The organism is Pseudomonas sp. LBUM1662 (assembly GCF_059695915.1).
In genome coordinates this window covers 523,404-547,931 of sequence record NZ_CP166793.1, presented here as the reverse complement: position 1 = coordinate 547,931, position 24,528 = coordinate 523,404, and the positions used below count along the sequence as shown (strand labels likewise).

The 24,528-nt window shown below is 58.2% G+C and carries 14 protein-coding genes; 5 read left to right on the top strand and 9 right to left on the bottom strand.

What is annotated here, in order from left to right; genetic code table 11:
• The first annotated feature begins 58 nt into the window (after positions 1-58).
• The 3 genes from ACA049_RS02410 to msrA all read left to right on the top strand — a co-directional run bounded on the left by ACA049_RS02410 (position 59) and on the right by msrA (position 5,189).
• On the top strand, positions 59-1,453 hold the full coding sequence (locus tag ACA049_RS02410) for an alkaline phosphatase D family protein (protein ID WP_497332836.1): 1,395 nt from the start codon (positions 59-61) through the stop codon (positions 1,451-1,453).
• A 192-nt stretch (positions 1,454-1,645) separates the two neighbouring features.
• The gene (locus ACA049_RS02405) at positions 1,646-4,339 is read left to right on the top strand and encodes a sensor domain-containing phosphodiesterase (RefSeq protein ID WP_497332834.1); all 2,694 of its coding nucleotides are present in this window, start codon (positions 1,646-1,648) and stop codon (positions 4,337-4,339) included.
• 202 nt (positions 4,340-4,541) lie between these two features.
• Positions 4,542-5,189 (top strand): peptide-methionine (S)-S-oxide reductase MsrA, encoded by a 648-nt coding sequence (msrA, locus tag ACA049_RS02400; RefSeq protein ID WP_497336758.1) that lies wholly within the window; start codon positions 4,542-4,544, stop codon positions 5,187-5,189.
• Positions 5,190-5,721: 532 nt separating this feature from the next.
• On the opposite strand, the gene ACA049_RS02395 is transcribed toward msrA, so the two are convergent.
• The 9 genes from ACA049_RS02395 to putP form a co-directional block, all read right to left on the bottom strand.
• Positions 5,722-6,558, bottom strand: coding sequence for a 23S rRNA (adenine(2030)-N(6))-methyltransferase RlmJ (locus ACA049_RS02395; RefSeq protein ID WP_045061897.1), 837 nt, complete (start codon positions 6,556-6,558; stop codon positions 5,722-5,724).
• Between the two features lie 244 nt (positions 6,559-6,802).
• The gene (locus ACA049_RS02390; protein ID WP_123435593.1) at positions 6,803-7,126 is read right to left on the bottom strand and encodes a hypothetical protein; all 324 of its coding nucleotides are present in this window, start codon (positions 7,124-7,126) and stop codon (positions 6,803-6,805) included.
• A gap of 567 nt (positions 7,127-7,693) precedes the next feature.
• The gene (locus ACA049_RS02385; protein WP_497332832.1) at positions 7,694-8,179 is read right to left on the bottom strand and encodes a hypothetical protein; all 486 of its coding nucleotides are present in this window, start codon (positions 8,177-8,179) and stop codon (positions 7,694-7,696) included.
• A 6-nt stretch (positions 8,180-8,185) separates the two neighbouring features.
• Entirely contained in the window at positions 8,186-8,602 is a 417-nt protein-coding gene (locus tag ACA049_RS02380; protein ID WP_497332830.1) for a hypothetical protein, read from the bottom strand.
• A 9-nt stretch (positions 8,603-8,611) separates the two neighbouring features.
• Positions 8,612-13,402: an RHS repeat-associated core domain-containing protein gene (locus ACA049_RS02375; protein ID WP_497332828.1), complete on the bottom strand. Its 4,791-nt coding sequence runs from the start codon at positions 13,400-13,402 to the stop codon at positions 8,612-8,614.
• Positions 13,402-14,139, bottom strand: a complete 738-nt coding sequence (locus ACA049_RS02370; protein WP_497332826.1) for a DUF4123 domain-containing protein — start codon at positions 14,137-14,139, stop codon at positions 13,402-13,404. The genes ACA049_RS02375 and ACA049_RS02370 overlap by 1 nt, the downstream gene beginning before the upstream one ends.
• The gene (locus tag ACA049_RS02365) at positions 14,129-16,147 is read right to left on the bottom strand and encodes a type VI secretion system Vgr family protein (RefSeq protein WP_497332824.1); all 2,019 of its coding nucleotides are present in this window, start codon (positions 16,145-16,147) and stop codon (positions 14,129-14,131) included. Before ACA049_RS02365 ends, ACA049_RS02370 begins: the two co-directional genes overlap by 11 nt.
• Positions 16,148-16,241: 94 nt before the next feature.
• Positions 16,242-16,463: a hypothetical protein gene (locus ACA049_RS02360; RefSeq protein ID WP_497332822.1), complete on the bottom strand. Its 222-nt coding sequence runs from the start codon at positions 16,461-16,463 to the stop codon at positions 16,242-16,244.
• Between the two features lie 35 nt (positions 16,464-16,498).
• Positions 16,499-17,983, bottom strand: a complete 1,485-nt coding sequence (putP, locus tag ACA049_RS02355; protein ID WP_497332820.1) for a sodium/proline symporter PutP — start codon at positions 17,981-17,983, stop codon at positions 16,499-16,501.
• Between the two features lie 463 nt (positions 17,984-18,446).
• Here putP and putA point away from each other — a divergent pair, with 463 nt between their 5' ends.
• Together putA and ACA049_RS02345 are read left to right on the top strand one after the other, a co-directional pair.
• The gene (gene putA, locus ACA049_RS02350; protein WP_497332818.1) at positions 18,447-22,397 is read left to right on the top strand and encodes a trifunctional transcriptional regulator/proline dehydrogenase/L-glutamate gamma-semialdehyde dehydrogenase; all 3,951 of its coding nucleotides are present in this window, start codon (positions 18,447-18,449) and stop codon (positions 22,395-22,397) included.
• Between the two features lie 246 nt (positions 22,398-22,643).
• Positions 22,644-24,446 (top strand): acyl-CoA dehydrogenase, encoded by a 1,803-nt coding sequence (locus ACA049_RS02345; RefSeq protein WP_497332816.1) that lies wholly within the window; start codon positions 22,644-22,646, stop codon positions 24,444-24,446.
• Positions 24,447-24,528 lie beyond the last annotated feature (82 nt).

Genomic DNA, 24,528 nt, shown 5'->3' with positions numbered 1-24,528 from the left:
CTTATGAATACTGAAAACCTTTTTTGCTTAGTTAGCGTTATTTCGAATGGATTCGAACATGTTAAAACCGACTATCGGCCCTATTGTTGGCCACACCACAACTAACCACGTGCGCATTTTTTTGCGCGGCGAACTTCAGGACAACGCATTGGTATTTGCCGGTATTCGCTGTCGGCGCGCTGGAGAAGAGCGTTGGTCCCAAGGCGTATTTACCAAATTGTCGATCGTGCGCGATATGTCCGATGTGATTGTGCTCAATGACCTCGCCACCGACACCGAATACGAGTATCAGGCCGGATGGTTCAGCCCCATGAGCCCGGTACATACCGTGGAGACGATTGAGGAGCTGCCGCTGCAATGGCCACGGGAGATTTATCGCTTTCGCACCCTGTCCAGCAAAACCGGCACGCCGCGGGCGTACATTGTGGGCTCATGCCGCTACTTGCGCCTGACCGCAGGTGTGGCAATCGCTCCCCAGACCGGCGACCGGATCTTTGCCGCGATCACCGAACTCGCACAGCAGGCCGAACCGCCCATCAGCACGATGTTGATGACCGGCGACCAAATTTACGTGGATGATCTGAACATTATTGCTCCCGACCGGGAGTACAAGGAAATCCTCACCAAATACCGTGCGGCGTTCTCTCAGCCGAACATCGCCAGGTTAATGTCCAGCATGTCGACTTACATGATCCTCGACGACCATGAAATTGAAGACAACTGGCCTGCCAATGAGAGCAAGGCCGATGCTTATTTATATAAGAACGCCATGGCAGCCTATGAGATATACCAAGCCAGCCATAGTCCAGCGCATGAGTTACTGGCCAATGGGCAAATAAGCCAAACACTGGAGCGGTATTGGTATCAATTCGCAGAAGGCGATATTGAATGGTTTGTCACCGACAGCCGAACCCGTCGCAACTTGTCGGCCGATGATCGACGCATCCTCGACGAAGCGCAGGAACAGGCACTGTGTAAATGGCTGATCCACAGCCCGGCCCGGGTCAAATTCGTGGTCACCAGCGTGATGTTCTACCCCGACCGCAAACTTAATGGAGATGACGCCTGGCAAGCCTTCCCGGAACAACGCCTACGGTTGCTGGAGACGATTCGTACGCACCGCATCAAGAACGTCATCTTCGTTTCCGGCGACGTCCACGGCTCCCTGACCAGTCGCCTGACCCACAGCGAGGACCCGGACTTCGAAGTGCACACAATCGTGTCGTCCCCCCTGTGCAACAGCAAATTGCTGCCGTACGCCTCCGCATCCACCTTCATTTTCGATCAGGCGCTGGCGCAAACCGCTGCGGGAGATTATCGGCATGAATTGACCAGCGAGGTGGTCAGCGAAGACAACTTCGCCCATCTGGTGGTGGATCGGGAGCAGGTTAAGGTCAATTATCACGACCGCAATGGCCAACGTCTGCAATCGATCAGCATCCCGTTGCGCTGAGGTAATGAAGGTCAAATGCATTAGTTTTCGACGCTGGCTGGAGAAATCTTCGCCCCTGCCGACATATTCTTATAGCACTTGGCCTTCATGTCTCTTGTCAGTCAGTGTCGCAATGATGCAACCTTGCCGCAGGCAACAGTTAAGAGGGCGAGAGCCCGGCGCGATCAGCACATTCGAAGCGAGTTTCCCTCAATGAAAAGCCAACCCGATGCCGCCAGCCGTATGGTGGCCGAGGTAGTGACGCAATTGCCTGTGCCCTCGCGGCTCGGCATGCTGCGTTTCGAACGGCTGAATGAAGCTAGCTGGGCGCTGCTGTTTCTCGATCCCAATTGCGAACGACAGTTTGGTCTGCCGGCCGTGGAGCTTTGTGCCCTGGTCGACTCACCGTACGCCAGCCTGATGGAGCCCGAAGCGCGCTATCAGCTGCACGACGCGATTCAGCAACAACTCAGCGACAGCCCGCATTACCTGATCCGCTACAACCTGCACACCGCCAAAGGCTCCCTGAGCCTGCTCGAACTCGGCGAAGCCTACCGACAACACAATCGACACCTGCTGCGCGGCTACCTGATGGTCGTGGACGGCGTGTTCGAGGGCGACCCCCTGCTGCCGTCGCTGGACCTGGAAACCCAGAACTCGCGCCTGCAAATCGCCCTGGAACTCAACCAACGCGCCCAGCTGGAACAGCTGCAGCACCTGGACCGGGTGCGCGCCCAGCAAGACTTGATCCTGCTGCTGACTCGCCAGCGCTACAGCACCAACAATTCCCTGCAAGAAGCCGCCGAACTGATCACCCGCAGCGCCTGCGATATCTACGAAATCGACTGCGCCAGCCTGTGGAACCTCGAAGGCTCGCTGCTGGTGCCGATCTCGGCCTATCACCGCGCCTCCGGGGATTACCAGCTGCCGGACCCGATCGACGTCAGCGGCTTCCCGGATTACCTCGACGCCTTGCACAGCAGCCGCGCCATCGACGCGCACAACGCCATGCGCGACCCACGCACCCGGGAAATGGCCGAGAGCCTGCGCCCGCGTGATGTGAACGCGATGCTTGACGCCAGCATCCGTGTCGACGGCCAGGTGGTGGGCGTGCTGTGCCTGGAACAGACCGGCGCGACCCGCGCCTGGCAGTCGGACGAAATAGCCTTCGCCGGCGAGCTGGCCGACCAGTTCGCCCAAGTCATCAACAACCACAACCGTCGCACCGCCACCAGCGCCTTGCACCTGTTCCAGCGTGCGGTCGAGCAAAGCGCCAACGCCTTTTTGCTGGTCAATTGCGACGGCGTGGTGGAATACGTCAACCCGAGCTTCACGGCGATCACCCAGTACAGCACCGAAGAAGTCCACGGCCAGCGCCTGTCGGAACTGCCGGCGCTGGAAAACCTCAGCGAGCTGCTGTTCGACGCGCCCTCGGCGCTGGCCAAGAGCAACAGCTGGCAGGGCGAGTTCAAGAGCCGCCGGAAAAACCTCGAACCCTACTGGGGCCAGTTGTCGATTTCCAAGGTCTACGGCGACAACCGTGAGCTGACGCACTACATCGGCATCTACGAAGACATCACCCAGACCAAACTCGCCCAGCAGCGCATCGAGCGCCTGGCCTACACCGACAACCTGACCAACCTTGGCAACCGCCCGGCGTTCATCCGCAACCTCGACGAACGCTTCGCCCGAGACAGCGACACGCCGATCAGCCTGTTGCTGGTGGACATCGACAACTTCAAGCGCATCAACGACAGCCTCGGCCACCAGACCGGCGACAAACTGCTGATCAGCCTGGCCCGACGCCTGCGCAACAGCCTGAGCCCGAGCGGCAGCCTGGCGCGGTTTGCCAGTAACGAATTCGCCGTGTTGCTGGACAACACCGACCTCGCGATGGGCCAGCATGTCGCCAACCAATTGCTGGCGACCCTCGACAAGCCGATGTTCGTCGACAACCAATTGATCAGCGTCACTGGCTCCGTGGGCCTGGCCTGCGCGCCGTTGCATGGTCGCGATCCACAGACCCTGATGCGCAACGCCGGCCTGGCGCTGCACAAGGCCAAGGCCAACGGCAAACACCAGGTCCAGGTGTTCACCGAAGCGCTGAACGCCGAGGCCAGCTACAAGCTGTTCGTCGAGAACAACCTGCGCCGCGCCCTGACCCAGAACGAGCTGGACGTGTTCTACCAGCCCAAGCTGTGCCTGCGCAGCGGTCGCCTGCTGGGGATGGAAGCGCTGCTGCGCTGGAACCACCCGGAAAAAGGCATGATCCGCCCGGACCAGTTCATCAGCGTCGCCGAAGAAACCGGTTTGATCATCCCGATCGGCAAATGGATCGCCCGCCAGGCCTGCCGCATGAGCAAAGACCTGACCGCCGCCGGCCTGGGCAATCTTCAGGTGGCGATCAACTTGTCGCCCAAGCAGTTCTCCGACCCGGACTTGGTGGCGTCCATCGCCAACATCCTCAAGGAAGAAGCGCTGCCGGGGAACCTGCTGGAGCTGGAGCTGACCGAAGGCCTGTTGCTGGAAGCCACCGAAGACACCCACTTGCAGCTCGACCAGCTCAAGCGCCTGGGCCTGACCCTGGCCATGGACGACTTCGGCACCGGTTATTCGTCGCTGAGTTACCTGAAAAAATTCCCGATCGACATCATCAAGATCGATCGCAGCTTCATCCACGAAATCCCGGACAACCAGGACGACATGGAAATCACTTCAGCGGTGATCGCCATGGCTCACAACTTGAAACTCAAGGTCGTGGCGGAAGGCATCGAGACCGCCGAGCAATTGGCCTTCCTGCGTCGCCACCGCTGCGACGTCGGCCAGGGCTACCTGTTCGACCGGCCAATCCCGGGCGCCGAGCTGATCGAAAAGCTCAAGCGCTACCCACGCGGCCCGCTCGTCTGACATAACACCGCAAATCCCTGTGCCCCCCACCCCCTGTGGGAGCGGGCTTGCTCGCGAAAGCGGTGTGTCAGTCACCAACAATGTCATCTGACACACCGCTTTCGCGAGCAAGCCCGCTCCCACAAGGTAGTGCGTAACCGGCCGGCATTGGGCAAACTGCGTGTCTGACAATTCACATTCAACCTGACTGAGGGGACTGATGATGGTCTTGCGCTCGGAAATCCTGGTGAACAAAAACGTGCTCCCTACCAAAGAACAAGCTCTGCCTGGCCGCGAAACGCCAATGACCGTGCCGGAAAAACACTTCGTCCACGACGCCCCGCTGCTGGGCCCGTTTGCGATGGACGTGGATTTCGCGATCTTCGGCCTGGGCTGCTTCTGGGGCGCGGAACGCAAGTTCTGGCAACGTGAAGGGGTGGTCAGTACGGCGGTGGGTTATGCCGGCGGTTTCACGCCGAACCCGACGTACGAAGAAGTCTGCTCCGGCCTGACCGGCCACAGCGAAGTGGTGCTGGTGGTCTACGAACCGGCAAAAGTCAGCTACGAAGAACTGCTGAAAATGTTCTGGGAATTGCATAACCCGACGCAAGGCATGCGTCAGGGCAACGACATCGGCACGCAGTATCGCTCTGTGATCTATGCGACCAACCCGACTCAACTGGACGCGGCCAAGGCCAGCGAGAAAGTGTTCCAGGCTGAATTGACCAAGGCTGGCAAAGGCGAAATCACCACTGAAATCGACGAAGCGCCGACGTTCTACTTCGCCGAGGCGTATCACCAGCAATACCTGGCGAAGAATCCGGAAGGGTATTGCGGGATTGGCGGTACAGGCGTGACCTGCCCGATCTAAACCCCAAAAAGCAAAAGATCGCAGCCTCGTTTCACTCGACAGCTCCTACAAGGGTTTTGCATTTCCCTGTAGGAGCTGTCGAGTAAAACGAGGCTGCGATCTTTTGATCTTGCTTATCGACTAACCCTATTCGGCAATCAACCAATCCATCTGCCACCCACCCTGGGTCTGCCCAAGCTCCTACAGGAAATACGCATTCCAAATGTAGGAGCTGTCGAGTGAAACGAGGCTGCGATCTTTTGATCTTGCTTATCGATTAACCCTATTCGGCAATCAACCAATCCATCTGCCACCCACCCTGGGTCTGCCCAAGCTCCTACAGGAAATACTCATTCCGTTGTAGGAGCTGTCGAGTGAAACGAGGCTGCGATCTTTTGATCTTGCTTATCGATTAACCCTATTCAGCTATCAACCAATCCATCTGCCACCCACCCTGGGTCTGCCCAAGCTCCTACAGGAAATACTCATTCCGTTGTAGGAGCTGTCGAGTGAAACGAGGCTGCGATCTTTTGATCTTGCTTATCGATTAACCCTATTCAGCTATCAACCAATCCATCTGCCACCCACCCTGGGTCTGCCCAAGCTTCTGGGACAACCACGGCAGCAACTCACGCAATTCCTCTTCCAGCCCCCACGGCGGATTCGCAATCGCCAACCCGGACCCATTAAGACTGTTCGGCGTATCCAGCGGATGCACCAGCAACTCCACGCGCAACAACTTCGGCGCGCCCGTACCGGCCAGATCCTGATAAAAGCGACGCAGCATGCGCTGGTCCTTCACCGGGTACCAGATCGCCGCCACGGTTTGGCGCATCCGGCCAATCGCTTCTTTCAGCGACGCCGCACAGCGCTGCATCTCATCGAGCTGCTCGAACGGCGGATCAATCAACATCACCGCCCGCTTCTCCTGCACCGGCAACATCGCACGCGGCACATGCCAGCCTTCGCCCAGATGCACCTTCACCCGACGGTCACCGGCCATGTTGTCCTTGAGCAGCAAACCGTCTTCGGGGTGCTTCTCGTTGAGCATCACCCGATCCTGCGGCCGCGTCAGACGCCGCGCCAGCTCCGGCGACCCCGGGTAATAGCGCAACTGGCCATCCGGGTTCATGTCGTGCAGCACCTTCATGTAATCGGCGGTCAGCGCCGGCAGATCCGGCTGATCCCACAGACGCGCAATACCTTCCAGGTACTCACCGGTACGGCTCGCCTGATCACCCTGCAGGTCATACAGACCAATGCCGGCGTGAGTGTCGAGATAGGCAAACGGCTGCTCCTTGCGCGACATCAGGGCGATGAGGCGGGTCAAAGTCAGGTGTTTGAACACATCGGCGTGATTGCCGGCATGGAAGGCGTGACGATAATTCATGATTGCTCCTGCGAAGGCCGGGAAGTTTACCTTGTACCGAGGCGAACGTCAGGGCCTCGCAGCCGAGCGGGCACTTGCAGCCCCACGAACCTGACGCTGATCGTTCCCACGCTCCCGCGTGGGAATGCCTCAAGGGACGCTCCGCGTTCCAGCCGCACAACCGAACTCGCGCCTGGTACCAATGTGACGCGGAGCGTCGTGGGCTGCATTCCCACGCAGAGCGTGGGAACGATCATTCGCGCCGTTACTCCGGTGACCGAGCCCGCAACCGCCGCCCGATCACATCCAGCACATCACACCCATCCCGCAACGGAATGGCACACAGCAGCGCAAAATCACTAAGAATGAACGACTCACACTCAACCGATCCGCGCATCGACATGTTCTCCAGCACCTGCGTAACGGCGCGAATTCGATAGTTGGCGGCGTCGTATAAAACATCGAGCGGCGCGTGGGTATCGACGAAGAGTGTGGGCATGTCGGTGCAGTTGCTGGTGAGGGCCATGAAGCGGCTTTTGGGGTGGGGGATTGGTTTTTCGTAGGGAGGGTCGGGGTGAAGTGTTTTCATTTTCAAATTCCAAAGACAGTAGACAGGAACTGCCATCAGCCCTCCTACAGGCTGGGGTGGCAGTCATGCGCGGGGTAGGAGTATCGAGGCCTTTGGAAAACTCGACCACGCCGAAGCGTGCCCGCGCACAACCGCCGCAACTGATCTTACGGACGCACGTTCACGGCCGCAAACCAAGCTTCGACGCTAATACATTTCCATCGACTTTGAAGGGCTCCTACACCCCGCCACTGAATTTTCAGTGACCACCAGAGACTATCGATGGAATGCATTTCAAACCAGTTCATGGAAACCGATACGAGTTGAAGGAAACTTCCGATGGGCTTGCCCGGAAATTTCGCTATATCGGCCTATCGGAATGCTTCGTCACTCACCACGTGGCTCTATCTTCCTGACTCGCTTTGAGCAAATCGTCTTCCCCTCTAGCGCCAGCGTGTAGACATGCTGAAAAAATCCCCTAGGGTTCTCCAATTTGTACCACTCCTCATGAGGCCAGCTTGATGCTTCTTCCTCATCTATTTCGAACAAACTACCTATCTAAACGCTACAAGCGGCACAAAAAACTTACTACTCAAACTGCTTCAACGTCAACTTGGCATAGCACTCATAATAAAATTTCGATCCACTGTCACTTTGATCATTCCTAAAATCTAGAACCTGCTTATACAGCGACTGGACCGCAGGATCATTAATCGTTCGCATACTGTCTAAAACCAAGCAAAGCTCGTAAAACTTATCTTCTCGTTTCAAATTTTCCTGTCGATACTCATCTCTCGACATAATTCCGCGAAATCGAGAGCTATGAAACGGCAGTTTTGCACTTTGGCGAAACATCCACAAAAAACATTTAGAAAGCAAACCTGCAAAATACAATCTACTCGGGCAAGCTGGATCGGCCGCCAACTCCATCAAGCCGATTGCACCAAAAATATCCATTACTGAGCTTTGGAAAATTGCAGCATCACCATCATCGCCACTTTCATACATGTCAATAACGATGTCGTCGTTATACGCCCATTCCAGTATCAACTCTCGCGTTATATTCTCAGTCATTACAAATCACCAACCAGATTGATCTTCGAGACTAGCTTTTTGAAGATCGCTCCTCCACTCTTCGCTGGCCAGTCTATATATATCCTCAAAAAAACCGCGAGCATCATCTATTTGCGTTTCGTCCCATGCAACGCAAGTATTCTCATCGTAATTACTTTCGAATTGTTCAGAAAAATCAAATTCCGGAAGCTTTAAATACGCCTCAAGCAGCTTAAACATTAAAAATCTATGCTTATAAGTAAGATCATCAAAACGAGCTAATATAAAATCTCTTATAACGACTTCTCTATCGGCGTCATCGTTCGGGTCGTACGCCGACAAAGCTACGCCCAGAGTTTCTTCAATATCATATGTAGAAATACCTCCCAACCAATATGAAAGCACGGGCTCAAACGGTAGATCGAACATCGGCCACTTCAACATCTCAACTTCCTAATCTGGGAACGCCGTATAAGGCTTTTTCACATCCTGCCGTCGAAATCTAACCTCAGAATAATTTAGCTCATCTATATATCTTGGATTATTTCGGTCCCTATTATTTGGTTTATACCCTCTACCAGCATTTGGCATCTCTTTTCTAACAATTGGATCTCCTCTAGTAGTGAATCCTGTAGGCGCGGGAGGGTTTCGATTCATCCTAGAGACCGCATCATTAATCGCGTTAAGCTGCAGTAACCAGCTATTGAATTGAGAGCTAGAATTAACCCCCTCCATTACTCCTGGTTTAGTTGGGTGACTCCCATCAATAGACCGTTGTTTTAAAGCTGCATCTGGTATTTCGGGATTATGCTTCGCAACGGTATGCATGCCATACAACTCCTCAAACTCCTCGACCCGCCGCTTAGCGTTCGCCTCAGCCAACACATCAATCCGCGCCCTCCGCTGATCACCCGACAGCTTCGGTAGCGCCGGCTCACCCTCATCAACCTTAACGCCAGTCGTATCATCCGGCGCCCCGCACCCAGGCTTATTCGGTGGCGGACAGTTCCCGCTCAACCCCAACGGATCAACCCACCCCGTCGGATTCGGCGTGTACTGGTACTGGTTCAGCCCACCCGCCAACTTGATCGGGTCCGGCGTCAGGTATCGGCCAACCTGCGGATCATAGTACCGATGCCGGTTGTAGTGCAGACCGCTCTCAACATCAAAATACTGCCCCTGAAACCGCAACGGCTGCTCAAGTTGCTCGCCCCCGCCGAACGTCTGGCGCGTGACTTTGCCGTAGGCGTTGTACTTCGCCGACCACACGATCTCGCCACCAAAATCGGTCAGCTCCTGTGGCGTGCCGAGGTGGTCGAGTTGGTAGTAAAACGGGCAAGCTTTGCGCGGGCCTTTGCCGTCGAGCAGGGCGAGGGGGCGGAAGCTGCCGGGTTCGTAGAGGTAGCTGCGGTAGTGTTCGCGGCTGCTTTCGGCGATGAGGTTGTCGCCTTGCCAGAAGAACTCGGTGGTTTTGCCGTCGACGGTTTTGGCGATGCGGCGGCCGAAGGCGTCGTAGCGATAATTTGTGCAACGGCCATCTGGGGTTGTGACGCCGACTAATCGGTGCTGGCAGTCATAGCGGTATTCGGTGACGAGTTTTTGCGCAGTGCCGCGGCGTTCACGAATCAAATTGCCGAAGGCGTCGTAGTCGTAATGCCGATCGCCTTGCATCAGCAGGCGATTACCTTTAACGGTCGCCAAACCGGGCCGATCTTGCATCAACAGGTTGCCGGCGGGGTCGTGGGCGAAGGTTTCCGGTGGGTCGTCGCGGGTGTGACGGACGCGGGTCAGGCGGTTGAGCGGGTCGTATTGGTAGTTGCGTTGGCCGTGACGGGTGTCGGCGATGCTGTCGAGATTGCCGTTGGCGCTGTAGGCATAATCCCGGCGATAGAGCGGTTGCTGCTGTTGGCTGACAGCGTGGGCTTTCAGGCGCCCCTGATCGTCGTAAGAAAAGTCGCTGAGCAGTTGACCTTGCTGGCGCTGCTGCTCGCGGCCGAAGGCAAATTGGTGGCTGGTGAGTCGCGCACCGTTGAGGTCGATGGCCGTTAGCGCGCCGCCCTTGGCGTGGTGGTAATCGAGTTTGCTGCCGTCCGGCAGGCGCAGGCGATTGAGCTGGCCGCAGGCGTCGTAGCCATAACGCAGCGTGCCCCAGCCCTGATGCTCGGTGATCAGGCGATCCTGTTGGTCGTACTCGAATTCCAGCGGATGGTCGTGGCCGTCGTCGACGCCGATCAGGCGGCCGAGGCTGTCGTAGCGGTATTCAACCTTGATGCCGTCGGGCAGTGTTTTGACCAGCAACCGCCCGGCGGTATCGCGCTCGTATTGCGTGACGAGCTGCGAACCGTCATCGCCGAACTCGGTTTTCTCCAGCAGATGCCCGTTGAGGTCATAGGCGTACGCGGTGCGTTGCCCGTCGAAGCCGGTTTCCTGTCGGATCAATCCGCTGGGCGTGTAGTCCAGCTGATACTTTTCACCGGATTCGTTTTCGATCTCGGTAAGAAGCAGTTGCGCGTTGTCGTAGCGATACTTGAGCTGGGTGCAATCGGCATTAAAACGACGGCTGACCAGATGCAGATCGTCGACGTATTCGTAGCGCGTGACGTGGCCCAGTTCATCACGTTCGGCGGTGATTTTTCCGTAGGCGTTGTAGCTGAACGCGCGACTGGCGCCTGTAGGAAGCGTCGTCTGAATCAGTCGGCCGATGGCATCCCACCGGGACTTGGTGATCGCGCCGTGTTCGTCCTGCCGGGTAATCTGCCGCCCCAGCGCATCGTAGGAAAACCGCCGAACGCCACCGTCCGGCAGTGTCTCTTCGACCAGTTGCCCCAAGCCATTCCAGACGAAGACATGCCGACTGGTGTCCGGGTAGCGGATCGACAGCAGCTGACCTTTTTCGTCGTAGTGATAGTGGGTGACGTGGCCGTCGGGGTCGGTCGCTTCGGTGATGTCACCCTGGGCATTGCGCTGATACTTCCACACGGCTTTGCCGCGATAGCGCGCGTGCAGGAAACCGTTGCGGTACTCGTAGGACGTTGGTTCGTCTTGCGGTGGAATCAGCGCGACCAGCCGTCCGACTTCGTCGTAGCGGTATTCGGTGACGGCGCCGAGCGGGTCTTGTTCGGCAATCAACCGACCTTGATCGTCGTAAGCCTTGAGCTGTTCACCGCCGTCCAGCTCGACCTTGCGCACCAGCCGCGCTCGCTCGTCGTGGACGTAAACCTCTTCGCTGCCGTCGATGTTGTGGACAGTGACGCTGCCCTCTTCATCCCAGATATACCGCGCGTCCATCTGCGCAAACGACGCCCAGTGGCGGATGCATCTGGCGGACTTGCCGGACCTTTCCCACTCCCAGAAGAAACTCGCCCCACCGGCCAGTTGCCGCTGCAGGATGACGTGCTGATCGTCGTAGTCGTAGCGCTCGCTTTCATCGGCGGCGTTGGTGGCTTCGATCAGTCGCGCGCGTTCGTCGTAGCGGTAACAGACCAGTGTTTGCTCGGTCTGCCAGGCTTCTTCGAGGGTCTGGGCGGGGACAAAAACCTGATAGTCGACGGCGACCAGATGGCTGCGCTCATAACGTAGTAGCAAGGCGCGGCCGGCGCCGTTGTCGAGGCGCAGAATGCGGTCCTGACGGTCGCGGGTGATGCGCAGGCGGTTGTTGTAAGCGTCGCTGATGGTTGTGAGAAAACCATTATGAAAATGGTAGAAACGTGCTTCTTCGCCGGCCTGGGCGAGGATCAGTTCTTCGGGTTCGTTACCCAGATAAATCGCGGCGCGCGAGAGACTGTTGTGGATTGCCGGGCGTTCGCTGTTGGGCAGCGGGAAAGTGGTGCGACGGTTTTCGTGGTCGATCCAGATGACCGTTTCACCGTCGATTTCCAGTCGATGGGATAACGAATGGCTCCAGCCGAATCCGAGGCCGGTATCGATTTCGGCAGCGCTGGTGCGGTAGAGCCGGGTGAAGTCGAACGGCAGGATGCCGTCCAGCGAACCGTCGGTGAGGGTCAGCAGTTCTTCGCCGGTGACCATCGAGACCGGGCATTTGTTGGTGGCGGTTTTATCGACGGAATCGGCGCTGTCGCCGTTGGGGTTTGTGGCCTGCTTTGAGGCGTCGTCGTGGTGTTCGTTTTGCTTGAGGGTGGTGTTGCGTTTGGCATCCCAGCGCAGTTGCAGGCGACCTTGTTTGAGGCCCGCGGCCACACCGCGCGCAGCAACTGTTTTGTAGCGGTCGACATACTCCATGAAGTTATTGATGATCGTGACCATCGACTTCACAAAGCCCATGGCGGCCTGAAAAATCTGCGCGCTGTACTTGGTCAGTCTTACTGTCAGCCAGGCAATGCCCACCCCAACCACGCTCAGCACCAAGCCAATCAACAAGTCGATGACCAAACCAACGACGACCTTGGAGATGGCTTCGGCCGAGGACCCGGCCAGTTGCGAGGGTGGCAATGCTTCTAGCCACAACATCGCGGTGCGCATAAGTAAACACAGCGCCGCCTCGTCGCTGGCCAGCAACATGGCTTTTTCCATCAATTCGGGGGCAGATTCGGCCAGTTCGGCAAATTGGCCAGCGCTTTCACCCAACTTCTCGGCAAAGGCGCCGGGGTCTTTCAGGATGTCGGAAATTTCACCAATGCCATCCCAAACCTCCTGAATCGCCGCCCAACCTCCCGCAAGCATTCCATTGCCCACTGCGGCCAACGATGCCGACGCCGATTGCTGCGACCACTGCGGTTTAAATCCCTCCCACTCTTTGCGCAGCCAACTCTCCAGCTCTGTGGTCAGGCCGTCGTAAGAGGAAAAAAGATCATCAATTTGCCCTGGAGTGACTTCACTCTGGACATGAACGCGATAGAACTTTCCGGGTTCGCCTTCGAACTGTCCCTTACCGTTTTCATCGAGCGTGACCGATGTGCGCTTGCCCCCATCCATGGCAATCACATCAACCGAAATGTTCCCCAACGGAATGTCGTAGACCGACTCAAACTTGCTTTCGATTTCAAGAATTCGATTTGCTGGGCACTGCGCAACACTGGAGAAAAAATCATCGTCACTTTGGCTTACGGACTTACTGGTATTTCCCAGTTTGATCTTCCGCTCCATGTCCATCAGCGAAGGCATGTCAGTCGCCCGGCTGACCCTGTCCGCATTCCGACTCAAGAACTCGCCAAGCTGCTCGCGATACAAAACCAACGTGTCTTTAAATCCGTCGAGCTCTTGCTCGATCCGCACAATCTGATCCATCAGTTCAACTCCACCATCAGGTAATCCACCAAGGCTTGTTTCGGTGCTTGAGGCAGGTCCGGCGTCTGTAGAAAGATCGAGACTTTGTGCCGCAACACCCGCTCCGAAAACGCCTCAAAAAGATCAGGACGGTCTTCGCTCAACCACTTGATCAAGTTGTTGATGCGGGTAGTCGCTGACTCGGCGGCGAGGTGTTCGAGCAGCGGCTCGGAAACTTCCCACCACGGAAAAACCCGGGAGGTTTTCAATGCACTGCCGCGGATATCGAGCGGCTGCCCATTGATCAAACAGCGGTCAATCACCGGCATTAATTGCGCAGGGTTAACGTCGGCAGACTGAAAAATCGGCAACAGATAACGCCCATCCCAGAACCGAAAAAACACCGCATTGCCGTTAGGCAAAAGCACTTGAGTGAGGCTGCGCAGATGCTCGACCAGCGCGTCTTGAGAGGCAGAAGAAACCGCCAGCCAACCCCAGTCACAAGACTCCGTCGTGACCACCCACTCCAGAAACTCACTGCCCGCGGCGACGATTCCGACATAGGGCATTACCGGTTCCCACTCTGCGTAGGCGGTGTCGGCCCAGATCGGGCTCGGCGCTTGTGCGGTGGCCGTGCGTTGCCAAGCGTCGAACGGCTGTGCAGCACTGGCGTTGCCGAAAATCGCAAACAACTGCTCGGAAGGTTTGAGCGGTTGGCGTTCCAGCCAGGCGTGGGGTGACAAGCGATCAGGCGGCACAGACACCGTCCTTGCAGCGCTCGCATTCCTCACAGAACGGCGCATCACTTTGCAGGCTCATGATCTGTGCGGCGCTTAGCACAGCAGCCGGGGCGGCGACGAGTTTCAACGGCGTATTCGGCGACACAGGCGTGGCCGCCATCGACGGCATCAGCGCACCGCCCACCTGAATCGGCACGCTGCTGAAAATCCCGCCGGGCCCAATGTTGATCCACTGCCCGCCCGCCTGAATCGTCGCGCTGGCACCGCCATCGATGACCACTTGCTGGCCGGCGCTGACGTGGAATTGCTGGCTGGCATTCAGCGCCTGGCTGGTCACACGAATGTGCCGGTCACCGACCACCACCAAGTGATCGTCAAGCTTCACTTCGGCCTGACGCTGGCCGTGGGTGATGCGCTGCTCGTCAGCCTTCAACTCATGGCGCGCGGTACCCGTGACGACAATGCTGCGCTGGTTATCAACCTGCACCTGCTGATCATTCAATACGTGCTGCGTCCAGTTTCGCTGGGCGCGCAGGTAGATTTCTTCGGCGCCTTTGCGATCCTCGATGCGCAATTCGTTGTAACCGCCGCCGCCCGGACTACTTTGGCTGCGGAAAATACTGCGGGTCTTGTCAGCAGGCAGGTCCAGCGGCACTGGCGTCGCGGCGTTGGGCAGGCACCCCATCACCAGCGGTTTGTCGGCATCGGCGTCGATGAAACCCACCAGCACTTCCATGCCGACTCGGGGGATCAGCACGCTGCCGTAATGGTCGTGGGCCCAGCCCGTGGCGACCCGCAACCAGCAACTGGAATGTTCGTTGAGCTGACCGTCGCGATCCCAGGCGAGCTGAACCTTGACCCGCCCAAACTCGTCGCAATGGATTTCGCTGTCGACCGGACCGGTGACCACAGCCGGTTGATAGCCGAGCATCCGGGGCTTTTCCGGCCCCAACGGTGGACGAAACGAAACGTCCCACGGCGTCGCCAGAAAGGTATTGCGATAGCCCTGGAAATCTTCCGGATCATCGCTGGTGGCCGACTCTTCCAGCACTTGCGGCTGTCGGCCACGGTGTTCGATTGCAGTGATCAGCCACAGATCGTTCCACGCCTGACGCGGGTGCTCGGCAAGGTGCAGGAAATGTCCGCTGACCAAGGCAGAATCGTCGCCACGACCTTCGGCCTGACGGAAGTCTGCGTTGTGGCGCTCTAAAGCTCGTTGCGTCAGCTGTTTGCCGTATTCGCGATCGGTGAATTGGCCGGGAAAGTGGTAGTCCTCCAGCACCGGGCGCTGTTCGCTGTCGACACGGTTTTCAAGTTGCAGGCGCGGTTTCTGGAAGTCGTAATCGCGCCGGGTGACCGCCGTGGTCCGGGTCTCCAGGCGTACGTTGAAGCGCTTGATGGCCGGCGCATCCGCCGCCATACCGCTGCCCGGAAGGTACAGCGTCGACTCGGGCAGGCGCGGAAAAACAGTCTGGTCATCGCCGAACACCAACAGATGCCCGTCGGGGGTGTGCTGGAAGTGGTAGTGAATGCCGATCTCGGCACACAGCCGCTGGATGAACGCCAGATCGCTTTCGGCGTATTGCACGCAGTACTCACGAGGCGCGTAGTCGCTGCCGAGTTGAAATTCGAATGCATCGCGCTGGATGCCGTGGTCCTTGAGGACCTGCGCGATGATCGCCGGCACGCTTTTGTGCTGGAAGATCCGCTGATTGATGCGCTGACCGAGGTAGGTCAGTCGCGGTACAAGGCTGATCTGATAGCCCGTCAGACGTTTCCCGGAATCGCTTTGGCCGACGCGAAAAATCTGACCGTGTATGCCGGAACCGTGTGCATCGAAACTCAGAAAGGCCTGACGATGCAGCAAGCTTTCGAGCTCGATGTCCGGCCGTTCACTGACCAGTTCCAGGTCAAAGCGGTAGGGTTGGCTGATGGCTTCCGTGCCCGTGAACTCAAGCACCTTGAGCTCATTCTGGACGCCGTCGATCGTCAACGTGAAACGCGGTTGATTGGCAGGAGCGAACATCCGATGTGTCTCTACAGAATGAAGGCGGGCGATTCTGCATGAGCGACAAGGGGTGTTGAGGGAGGGACAGGAAAATCAGATTTGCCCTACTTTTTTAGGGATTTTTCCTTCGAAAGTTGGGATGGTTGGCTACAGACATTCCCTGCAAAAGTAGTGTGTTGCTGCTGATGGCCTCTTCGCGGGCAAGCCTCGCTCCTACAGAACACACAAATCCGTAGGAGCGAGGCTTGCCCGCGAAGAGGCCATCAAAAACACCAAACCATTCCCCGAAAACAAAAAAACGGCCCGCCTCCAAATGGAAGCGGGCCGTTTTCATGTTCGGCGAACGTTCAGAGCATCAGCTCATCCCGATCACTTGTTCAGGCGGAAATCAGCCTCGGCAGCGGCGAAGCGCTGAAGCATGCCGTGAGTCGGCGAGCCCAGTTTGCTGACGATGTAGATCGCCAGGCTGGCGAAGATGAAACCAGGGATGATTTCGTACAGGCCCAGCAGCTCAAAGTGTTTCCACACGATCACGGTGATCGCGCCGACCAGGATACCGGCCAGTGCGCCGTTGCGGGTCATGTCTTTCCAGATCACGGAGATCAGGACCACCGGACCGAATGCAGCACCGAAACCTGCCCAGGCGTAGCTGACCAGACCCAGTACACGGTTTTCCGGGTTAGCGGCCAACGCGATGGCGATCAGGGCAACCAGCAGCACCATGGCGCGACCGACCCAGACCAGTTCAACCTGGGAAGCGGTTTTACGCAGGAAGGTTTTGTAGAAGTCTTCGGTCAGGGCGCTCGAGCACACCAACAGTTGGCAGCTCAGGGTGCTCATGACGGCAGCCAGAATGGCCGACAGCAGTACACCGGCAATCCATGGGTTGAACAGGATTTTCGCCAGCTCGATGAACACACGCTCGTGGTTTTCGGTCACAGGACCGGCCAGTTCAGGGTGCGCCGAGAAGTACGCGATACCAAAGAAACCTACAGCGACGGTGCCGCCCAGGCACAGGATCATCCAGGCCATGGAGATGCGACGTGCTTTAGCGATCGACTTGACCGAATCCGCCGCCATGAAACGCGCGAGGATGTGCGGCTGGCCGAAGTAGCCCAGGCCCCAGCCCATCAGCGAAATCACGCCGATGAAGGTGGTGTTTTTCAGCATGTCGAAGTTGCTTGGATCTTGCGCTTCGATGGCCAGGAACGTGGTGTCGACGCCGCCGGTGGCCAGCAGCACGATGATCGGCGTCAGCAACAGGGCAAATATCATCAGCGTGGCTTGTACGGTGTCAGTCCAGCTCACTGCCAGGAAACCGCCGACGAAGGTGTAGGCAATCGTCGCCGCAGCACCGGCCCACAGCGCTGTCTCGTAGGACATGCCGAAGGTGCTCTCGAACAGACGGGCACCGGCCACGATGCCGGAGGCGCAGTAGATGGTGAAGAACACCAGGATCACGACCGCGGAGATGATCCGCAGCAGGCCACTTTTGTCTTCAAAACGGCTGGAGAAGTAATCCGGCAGGGTCAGCGCATCGCCGTTGTGCTCGGTCTGCACGCGCAGACGGCCGGCGACGAACAGCCAGTTCAGGTAAGCACCGATGATCAGGCCGATGGCGATCCAGCTTTCGGACAGACCGGACATGTAGATGGCGCCCGGCAGGCCCATCAACAACCAGCCGCTCATGTCGGAGGCGCCGGCGGACAATGCAGTCACGACGCTGCCCAGGCTGCGGCCGCCCAGAATGTAGTCAGAAAGGTTGTTGGTGGAGCGATAGGCCATGAAGCCGATCAGCACCATTGCTGCGATGTAGATCACGAACGTGATCAGTGTTGGATTGCTAACGCTCATTAAGTTACGCCCTGGCTTTGTTTTTATGTAGCGGCGGTTTTTTTAACCGCTCGCAAACGACGACGTTTGACAGACGATTGTGGATCCCGCGCATTTATGACTGATGTTTCCCCAGGAAAGCCATCAGCCGGCACACCGGTCTTTTTTGACCGGTTGCACCTTGGGCGCGAATCCTATTCAACAATCTAAATAAGGTGCAACCCATTTCTTGAGAATAAGTTGCACCTAGTCGGATTTACCTGAAAAAGCCCTGTTTTTGCTCCCTTTTAGCGCAGTCCTGGCGCTTTACTAGAATTAAAAGCACCAAGCAGAAGCGGTACGTTCGTACCGGAATTTATTTCCTGACGAGCTGCCTATTATTCCGACAAAAAAAAGGTTGCACCCGGTTGCACCTCAAGGGTTGCCCAGCTAATCTTGCGGCCAGCTGATGCCACGCGGTCGTGGCAAACATGAGGATAAAAATATGGCTACCACCACCCTTGGGGTCAAACTTGACGACCCGACCCGCGAGCGCCTCAAGGCGGCCGCGACCTCGATTGATCGCACGCCGCACTGGCTGATCAAGCAGGCAATTTTCAATTACCTGGAAAAACTCGAGGGTGGTGCAACCCTGACCGAGCTGAGCGGTTTGACCAAGGATTCCGACGAAGCCGTCGATGCGCCTCTGGATCACGCTCACCAGTGCTTCCTCGAATTCGCCGAAAGCATCCTGCCGCAATCGGTGCTGCGCGCTTCGATCACCGCCGCCTACCGTCGCCCGGAACCTGAAGTGGTGCCGATGCTGATCGAGCAGGCGCGTCTGCCGGCGGCGATGGCCGAAGCCACCAACAAGCTTGCCTCCTCGATTGCAGAAAAACTGCGCAATCAGAAAAGCGCCGGCGGCCGTGCCGGGATTGTTCAGGGTCTGTTGCAGGAATTTTCCCTGTCGTCCCAGGAAGGCGTAGCGCTGATGTGCCTGGCCGAAGCGCTGCTGCGCATACCGGACAAGGGCACCCGTGACGCGCTGATCCGCGACAAGATCAGCACCGGCAACTGGCACCCGCACTTGGGCAATAGCCCATCGCTATTCGTTAACGCCGCCACTTGGGGCTTGTTGCTGACCGGCAAACTGGTCGCCACCCATAACGAAGCGGGCCTGACATCGTCCCTGAGCCGCATCATCGGCAAGAGCGGCGAGCCGATGATCCGCAAGGGCGTCGACATGGCCATGCGCCTGATGGGCGAGCAGTTCGTCACCGGCGAAACCATCGCCGAAGCGTTGGCCAACGCCAGCAAGTTCGAAGCCAAGGGCTTCCGCTATTCCTACGACATGCTGGGTGAAGCCGCACTCACCGAGCACGACGCCCAGAAATACCTGGCCTCGTACGAACAAGCCATCCACTCGATCGGCAAAGCGTCCCACGGTCGTGGGATTTATGAAGGCCCGGGCATTTCGATCAAGCTCTCGGCACTGCACCCGCGTTACAGCCGCGCGCAGTACGAGCGTGTGATGGACGAGTTGTACCCGCGCCTGTTGTCGCTGACCTTGTTGGCCAAGCAGTACGACATCGGCCTGAACATCGACGCCGAAGAAGCCGACCGCCTCGAGCTGTCGCTGGATCTGCTGGAGCGCCTGTGCTTCGAGCCGCAACTGACCGGCTGGAACGGCATCGGTTTCGTGATCCAGGCTTACCAGAAGCGTTGCCCGTATGTAATCGACTACGTGATCGACCTGGCTCGCCGCAGCCGTCATCGCCTGATGATCCGTCTGGTAAAAGGCGCGTACTGGGACAGCGAAATCAAGCGCGCCCAGGTCGAAGGCCTGGAAGGCTATCCGGTCTACACCCGCAAGGTGTACACCGACGTTTCCTACATTGCGTGTGCACGCAAACTGCTGTCGGTGCCGGAAGTTATTTATCCGCAGTTCGCCACGCACAACGCCCACACCCTGTCGGCTATTTACCACATCGCCGGTCAGAACTATTACCCCGGCCAGTACGAGTTCCAGTGCCTGCACGGCATGGGTGAACCGCTGTACGAACAGGTTGTAGGCAAAGTCTCCGAAGGCAAGCTGAACCGTCCGTGCCGCGTGTACGCACCGGTCGGTACGCACGAAACACTGCTGGCGTACCTGGTACGTCGTCTGCTGGAAAACGGTGCGAACACCTCGTTCGTCAACCGTATCGCCGACCAGTCTATTTCGATTCAGGAGCTGGTGGCCGATCCAGTGGCCAGCATCGAGCAGATGGCGACGCTGGAAGGCGGCTTCGGCCTGCCGCACCCGCGTATCCCGCTGCCGCGTGATCTTTATGGTGCCGAGCGCGCCAACTCCAGCGGCATCGACATGGCCAACGAACATCGTCTGGCTTCCCTGTCTTGCGCCCTGCTGGCCACCGCTCACAATCACTGGAAAGCCGCGCCGATGCTCGGTTGCGCGTCCAGCTCCGAAACACCTGCGCCTGTGCTCAACCCGTCGGATCTGCGTGACGTGGTTGGCCACGTACAGGAAGCGACCGTCGAAGATGTCGACAACGCGATCCAGTGCGCCCTGAACGCTGCACCGATCTGGCAGGCTACCCCGCCGGCCGAACGCGCCGCGATTCTGGAACGTGCCGCCGATTTGATGGAAGGCGAGATCCAGCCGCTGATGGGCCTGTTGGCTCGCGAAGCCGGCAAGACCTTCGCCAACGCCATCGCCGAAGTGCGTGAAGCCGTGGACTTCCTGCGTTATTACGCAGTGCAGGCGCGCAACGATTTCACTAACGACGCCCACCGCCCACTGGGTCCGGTGGTGTGCATCAGCCCTTGGAACTTCCCGCTGGCGATTTTCAGTGGTCAAGTCGCTGCTGCATTGGCTGCCGGTAACCCGGTATTGGCTAAACCTGCGGAACAAACCCCGCTGGTGGCGGCTCAAGCCGTGCGTTTGTTGCTCGAAGCCGGGATTCCGGAAGGCGTGCTGCAACTGCTGCCGGGCCGTGGCGAAACCGTCGGCGCCCGTCTGGTCGGCGATGATCGGGTCAAAGGCGTGATGTTTACCGGTTCGACCGAAGTTGCTCGTTTGCTGCAACGCAACGTCGCCGGTCGCCTCGATGCTCAAGGTCGTCCGATTCCGCTGATCGCCGAAACCGGCGGCCAGAACGCGATGATCGTCGACTCCTCGGCACTGACCGAACAGGTTGTGATCGACGTGGTGTCGTCGGCCTTCGACAGCGCCGGTCAACGTTGCTCGGCACTGCGTGTGCTGTGCTTGCAGGAAGATTCCGCTGACCGTGTCATCGAAATGCTCAAGGGCGCCATGGCTGAATGCCGTCTCGGCAACCCTGAGCGCCTGTCCGTGGACATTGGCCCGGTGATCGACGCCGAAGCCAAGGCTGGCATCGAGAAGCACATCCAGGCCATGCGCGACAAAGGTCGCAACGTGTACCAGGTGGCCATCGCCAACAGCGAAGAAGTCAAACGCGGCACCTTCGTGATGCCGACCCTGATCGAACTCGAAAGCTTCGACGAGCTGCAACGTGAGATCTTCGGTCCGGTGCTGCACGTGGTTCGCTACAAGCGCAAAGACATCGACCAACTGATCGGTCAGATCAACGCTTCCGGCTACGGCCTGACGCTGGGTGTTCACACCCGGATCGACGAGACCATCGCCAAGGTGATCGACAACGTCAACGCCGGTAACGTCTACGTGAACCGCAACATCGTGGGTGCTGTGGTTGGCGTGCAGCCGTTCGGCGGCGAAGGCCTGTCGGGCACGGGTCCGAAGGCCGGTGGTCCGCTGTACCTGTACCGCCTGCTGTCGACACGTCCTACCGATGCGATCGAACAATCTTTCGCTCGCGGTGACGCCATCGTTGCACCGGACGTTCGTCTGCGCGATGCCATGAGCAAACCGCTGACAGCCCTGAAGGCCTGGGCCGACAGCAACAAGTTCAGCGACCTGAGCACTCTGTGCGTGCAGTTCGCGGCGCAGTCGCAAAGCGGGATCACCCGTGTTCTGGCGGGCCCGACCGGCGAGCGCAACAGTTACGCCATCCTGCCGCGTGAACACGTGTTGTGCCTGGCGGAAGTCGAAAGCGATCTGCTGACTCAACTGGCAGCGGTCTTGGCTATCGGCGGTTCGGCAGTGTGGCCGGAAGCTGAATTGACCAAGGCACTGTTCGCACGGCTGCCGAAGGAAATTCAGGCGAAGATCAAGCTTGTTTCCGACTGGGGCAAGGACGAAGTGGTGTTTGATGCGGTTCTGCATCATGGCCATTCCGACCAGCTGCGCGCGGTGTGCCAGCAAGTGGCCAAGCGTGCTGGTGCGATTGTCGGGGTTCATGGTTTGTCGCAGGGCGAGACCAGCATTGCGCTGGAGCGTCTGGTGATTGAGCGGGCATTGAGCGTTAACACCGCTGCGGCGGGTGGTAATGCGAGCTTGATGACGATCGGCTAAACCGCAACAAGATCGGGCAGCTGCAATGGCTGCCCGGTATGCAAAATCCCCTGTGGGAGCGGGCTTGCTCGCGAAGGCGGAGTGTCAGTCGACATCAATATTGACTGTTACACCGCCTTCGCGAGCAAGCCCGCTCCCACATTTGATTAGCGGTGTCTGCAACACACCATCACGCTCATCAATCATCCTGTTCAGCCTCTATTCCCACGCCTAGACTCGGTCCATTCCAAAAAAAGGTAGGCCGCCATGTCCGAGACGTTGCTCAGTTCCCGCAATCTGGCTTTCGAGCTGTACGAAGTCCTCGATGCCGAAGGCCTGACCCAGCGTGAGCGTTTCGCCGAGCACAACCGCGAAACCTTCGATGCCGCTATCGGCACTGCCCGTAGCATCGCCGAAAAGTTCTTCGCCCCGCACAACCGCAAGAATGACGAGAACGAGCCGCGCTACGAGAACGGTCAGGCGATTCTGATTCCGGAAGTGAAACCGGCGGTGGATGCGTTCCTCGAAGCCGGTTTCCTCAACGCGGCGCGAAGTTTCGACGCTGGCGGCATGCAACTGCCTACGCTGTTGTCTCAGGCCTGCTTCGCGCACTTCCAGTCGGCCAACGCGGCATCGACCTCGTACCCGTTCCTGACCATGGGCGCGGCGAACCTGATTGAAAGCTTCGGCACCGATGAGCAGAAGCAGCGCTTTCTGCAGCCGATGATCGACGGACGCTTCTTCGGCACCATGGCGCTCACCGAACCCCACGCCGGTTCTTCGCTGTCGGATATTCGTACACGCGCCGAGCCTGCGCCTGACGGCACTTATCGACTCAAGGGCAACAAGATTTTCATCTCCGGCGGCGATCACCCGCTGTCGGAAAACATCGTGCACATGGTGCTGGCCAAGTTGCCGGACGCACCGGCCGGGGTGAAAGGCATTTCGCTGTTTATCGTGCCCAAGTTCCTGGTCAACGATGACGGCAGCCTTGGCAAGCGCAACGACGTCTTGCTGGCAGGCCTGTTCCACAAGATGGGCTGGCGCGGCACCACGTCCACCGCGCTGAACTTCGGCGATAACGGTGAGTGTGTCGGCTACTTGGTGGGCAAGCCCCATCACGGTTTGAGCTACATGTTCCAGATGATGAACGAGGCACGGATCGGTGTCGGCATGGGCGCGGTGATGCTCGGTTACGCCGGGTATCTGTATTCCCTGGAGTACGCCCGTGAACGTCCGCAAGGTCGCGTGCCGGACAGCAAAGACCCGAACACCGCGCCAGTGGCGATCATTCAACACGCCGACGTCAAGCGCATGCTGCTGACGCAGAAAGCCTACGTCGAAGGCTCGTTCGACCTTGGGTTGTACGCGGCGCGCCTGTTCGATGACACCACGACGCTGGAGACTGAAGACCAGCGTAAACAGGCTCATGAGCTATTGGATTTGCTGACGCCGATCGTCAAATCCTGGCCATCGGAGTTCTGCCTGAAGGCCAACGAACTGGCGATCCAGATTCTCGGCGGCCACGGTTACACCCGCGAATACCCGGTGGAGCAGTATTACCGCGACAACCGTTTGAACCCGATCCATGAAGGCACCCACGGCATTCAATCGCTGGATTTGCTGGGCCGCAAGCTGGCGCAGAACGGTGGTGCGGGGCTCAAGCAATTGATCCGCCTGATCGCCAACACCGCCGAGCGTGCTCAAGCGTACGAAACGTTAACGCCACTGCGTGAGCCGCTGGAGAAACTGGTGGCGCGCCTGCAAACGGTGACCATCGGGTTACTGACGGATCTGGGCCAAGGCAAGGTCAACAGCAGCCTGGCGAACTCGGCGCTGTACCTGAAAGTGTTCGGGCACACGGTAATTGGCTGGCGCTGGCTCGAACAGGCGATTCGGGCGGAGGAAGGGTTGGCGAAAGGGGACGCGGCGGATGTGAGCTTCTATAAAGGCAAGCTGCAGGCGGCACGGTATTTCCTGACGTGGGAAGTGCCGGGTTGCCACCAAGAGCTGGCGATTCTTGAGGCTCGGGATGATGTGTGTCTTGGGATGCAGGATGAGTGGTTTTGATCCGGCATAGACTTGTGTAAGGGCCACAAAAAAGATCGCAGCCTCGTTTCACTCGACAGCTCCTACAGGATGAATGCAAATC

What these genes read in the sequence shown, in the direction of transcription:
- putA (WP_497332818.1), top strand. Translation starts at nt 18,447, where the DNA reads ATGGCTACCACCACCCTTGGGGTCAAACTTGACGACCCGACCCGCGAG.
- ACA049_RS02345 (WP_497332816.1), top strand. Translation starts at nt 22,644, where the DNA reads ATGTCCGAGACGTTGCTCAGTTCCCGCAATCTGGCTTTCGAGCTGTAC.
- msrA (WP_497336758.1), top strand. Translation starts at nt 4,542, where the DNA reads ATGGTCTTGCGCTCGGAAATCCTGGTGAACAAAAACGTGCTCCCTACC.
- ACA049_RS02375 (WP_497332828.1), bottom strand. Translation starts at nt 13,402, where the DNA reads ATGGATCAGATTGTGCGGATCGAGCAAGAGCTCGACGGATTTAAAGAC.
- ACA049_RS02410 (WP_497332836.1), top strand. Translation starts at nt 59, where the DNA reads ATGTTAAAACCGACTATCGGCCCTATTGTTGGCCACACCACAACTAAC.
- ACA049_RS02380 (WP_497332830.1), bottom strand. Translation starts at nt 8,602, where the DNA reads ATGTTGAAGTGGCCGATGTTCGATCTACCGTTTGAGCCCGTGCTTTCA.
- ACA049_RS02360 (WP_497332822.1), bottom strand. Translation starts at nt 16,463, where the DNA reads ATGAAAACGGCCCGCTTCCATTTGGAGGCGGGCCGTTTTTTTGTTTTC.
- ACA049_RS02390 (WP_123435593.1), bottom strand. Translation starts at nt 7,126, where the DNA reads ATGAAAACACTTCACCCCGACCCTCCCTACGAAAAACCAATCCCCCAC.
- ACA049_RS02365 (WP_497332824.1), bottom strand. Translation starts at nt 16,147, where the DNA reads ATGTTCGCTCCTGCCAATCAACCGCGTTTCACGTTGACGATCGACGGC.
- putP (WP_497332820.1), bottom strand. Translation starts at nt 17,983, where the DNA reads ATGAGCGTTAGCAATCCAACACTGATCACGTTCGTGATCTACATCGCA.
- ACA049_RS02385 (WP_497332832.1), bottom strand. Translation starts at nt 8,179, where the DNA reads ATGACTGAGAATATAACGCGAGAGTTGATACTGGAATGGGCGTATAAC.
- ACA049_RS02405 (WP_497332834.1), top strand. Translation starts at nt 1,646, where the DNA reads ATGAAAAGCCAACCCGATGCCGCCAGCCGTATGGTGGCCGAGGTAGTG.
- ACA049_RS02395 (WP_045061897.1), bottom strand. Translation starts at nt 6,558, where the DNA reads ATGAATTATCGTCACGCCTTCCATGCCGGCAATCACGCCGATGTGTTC.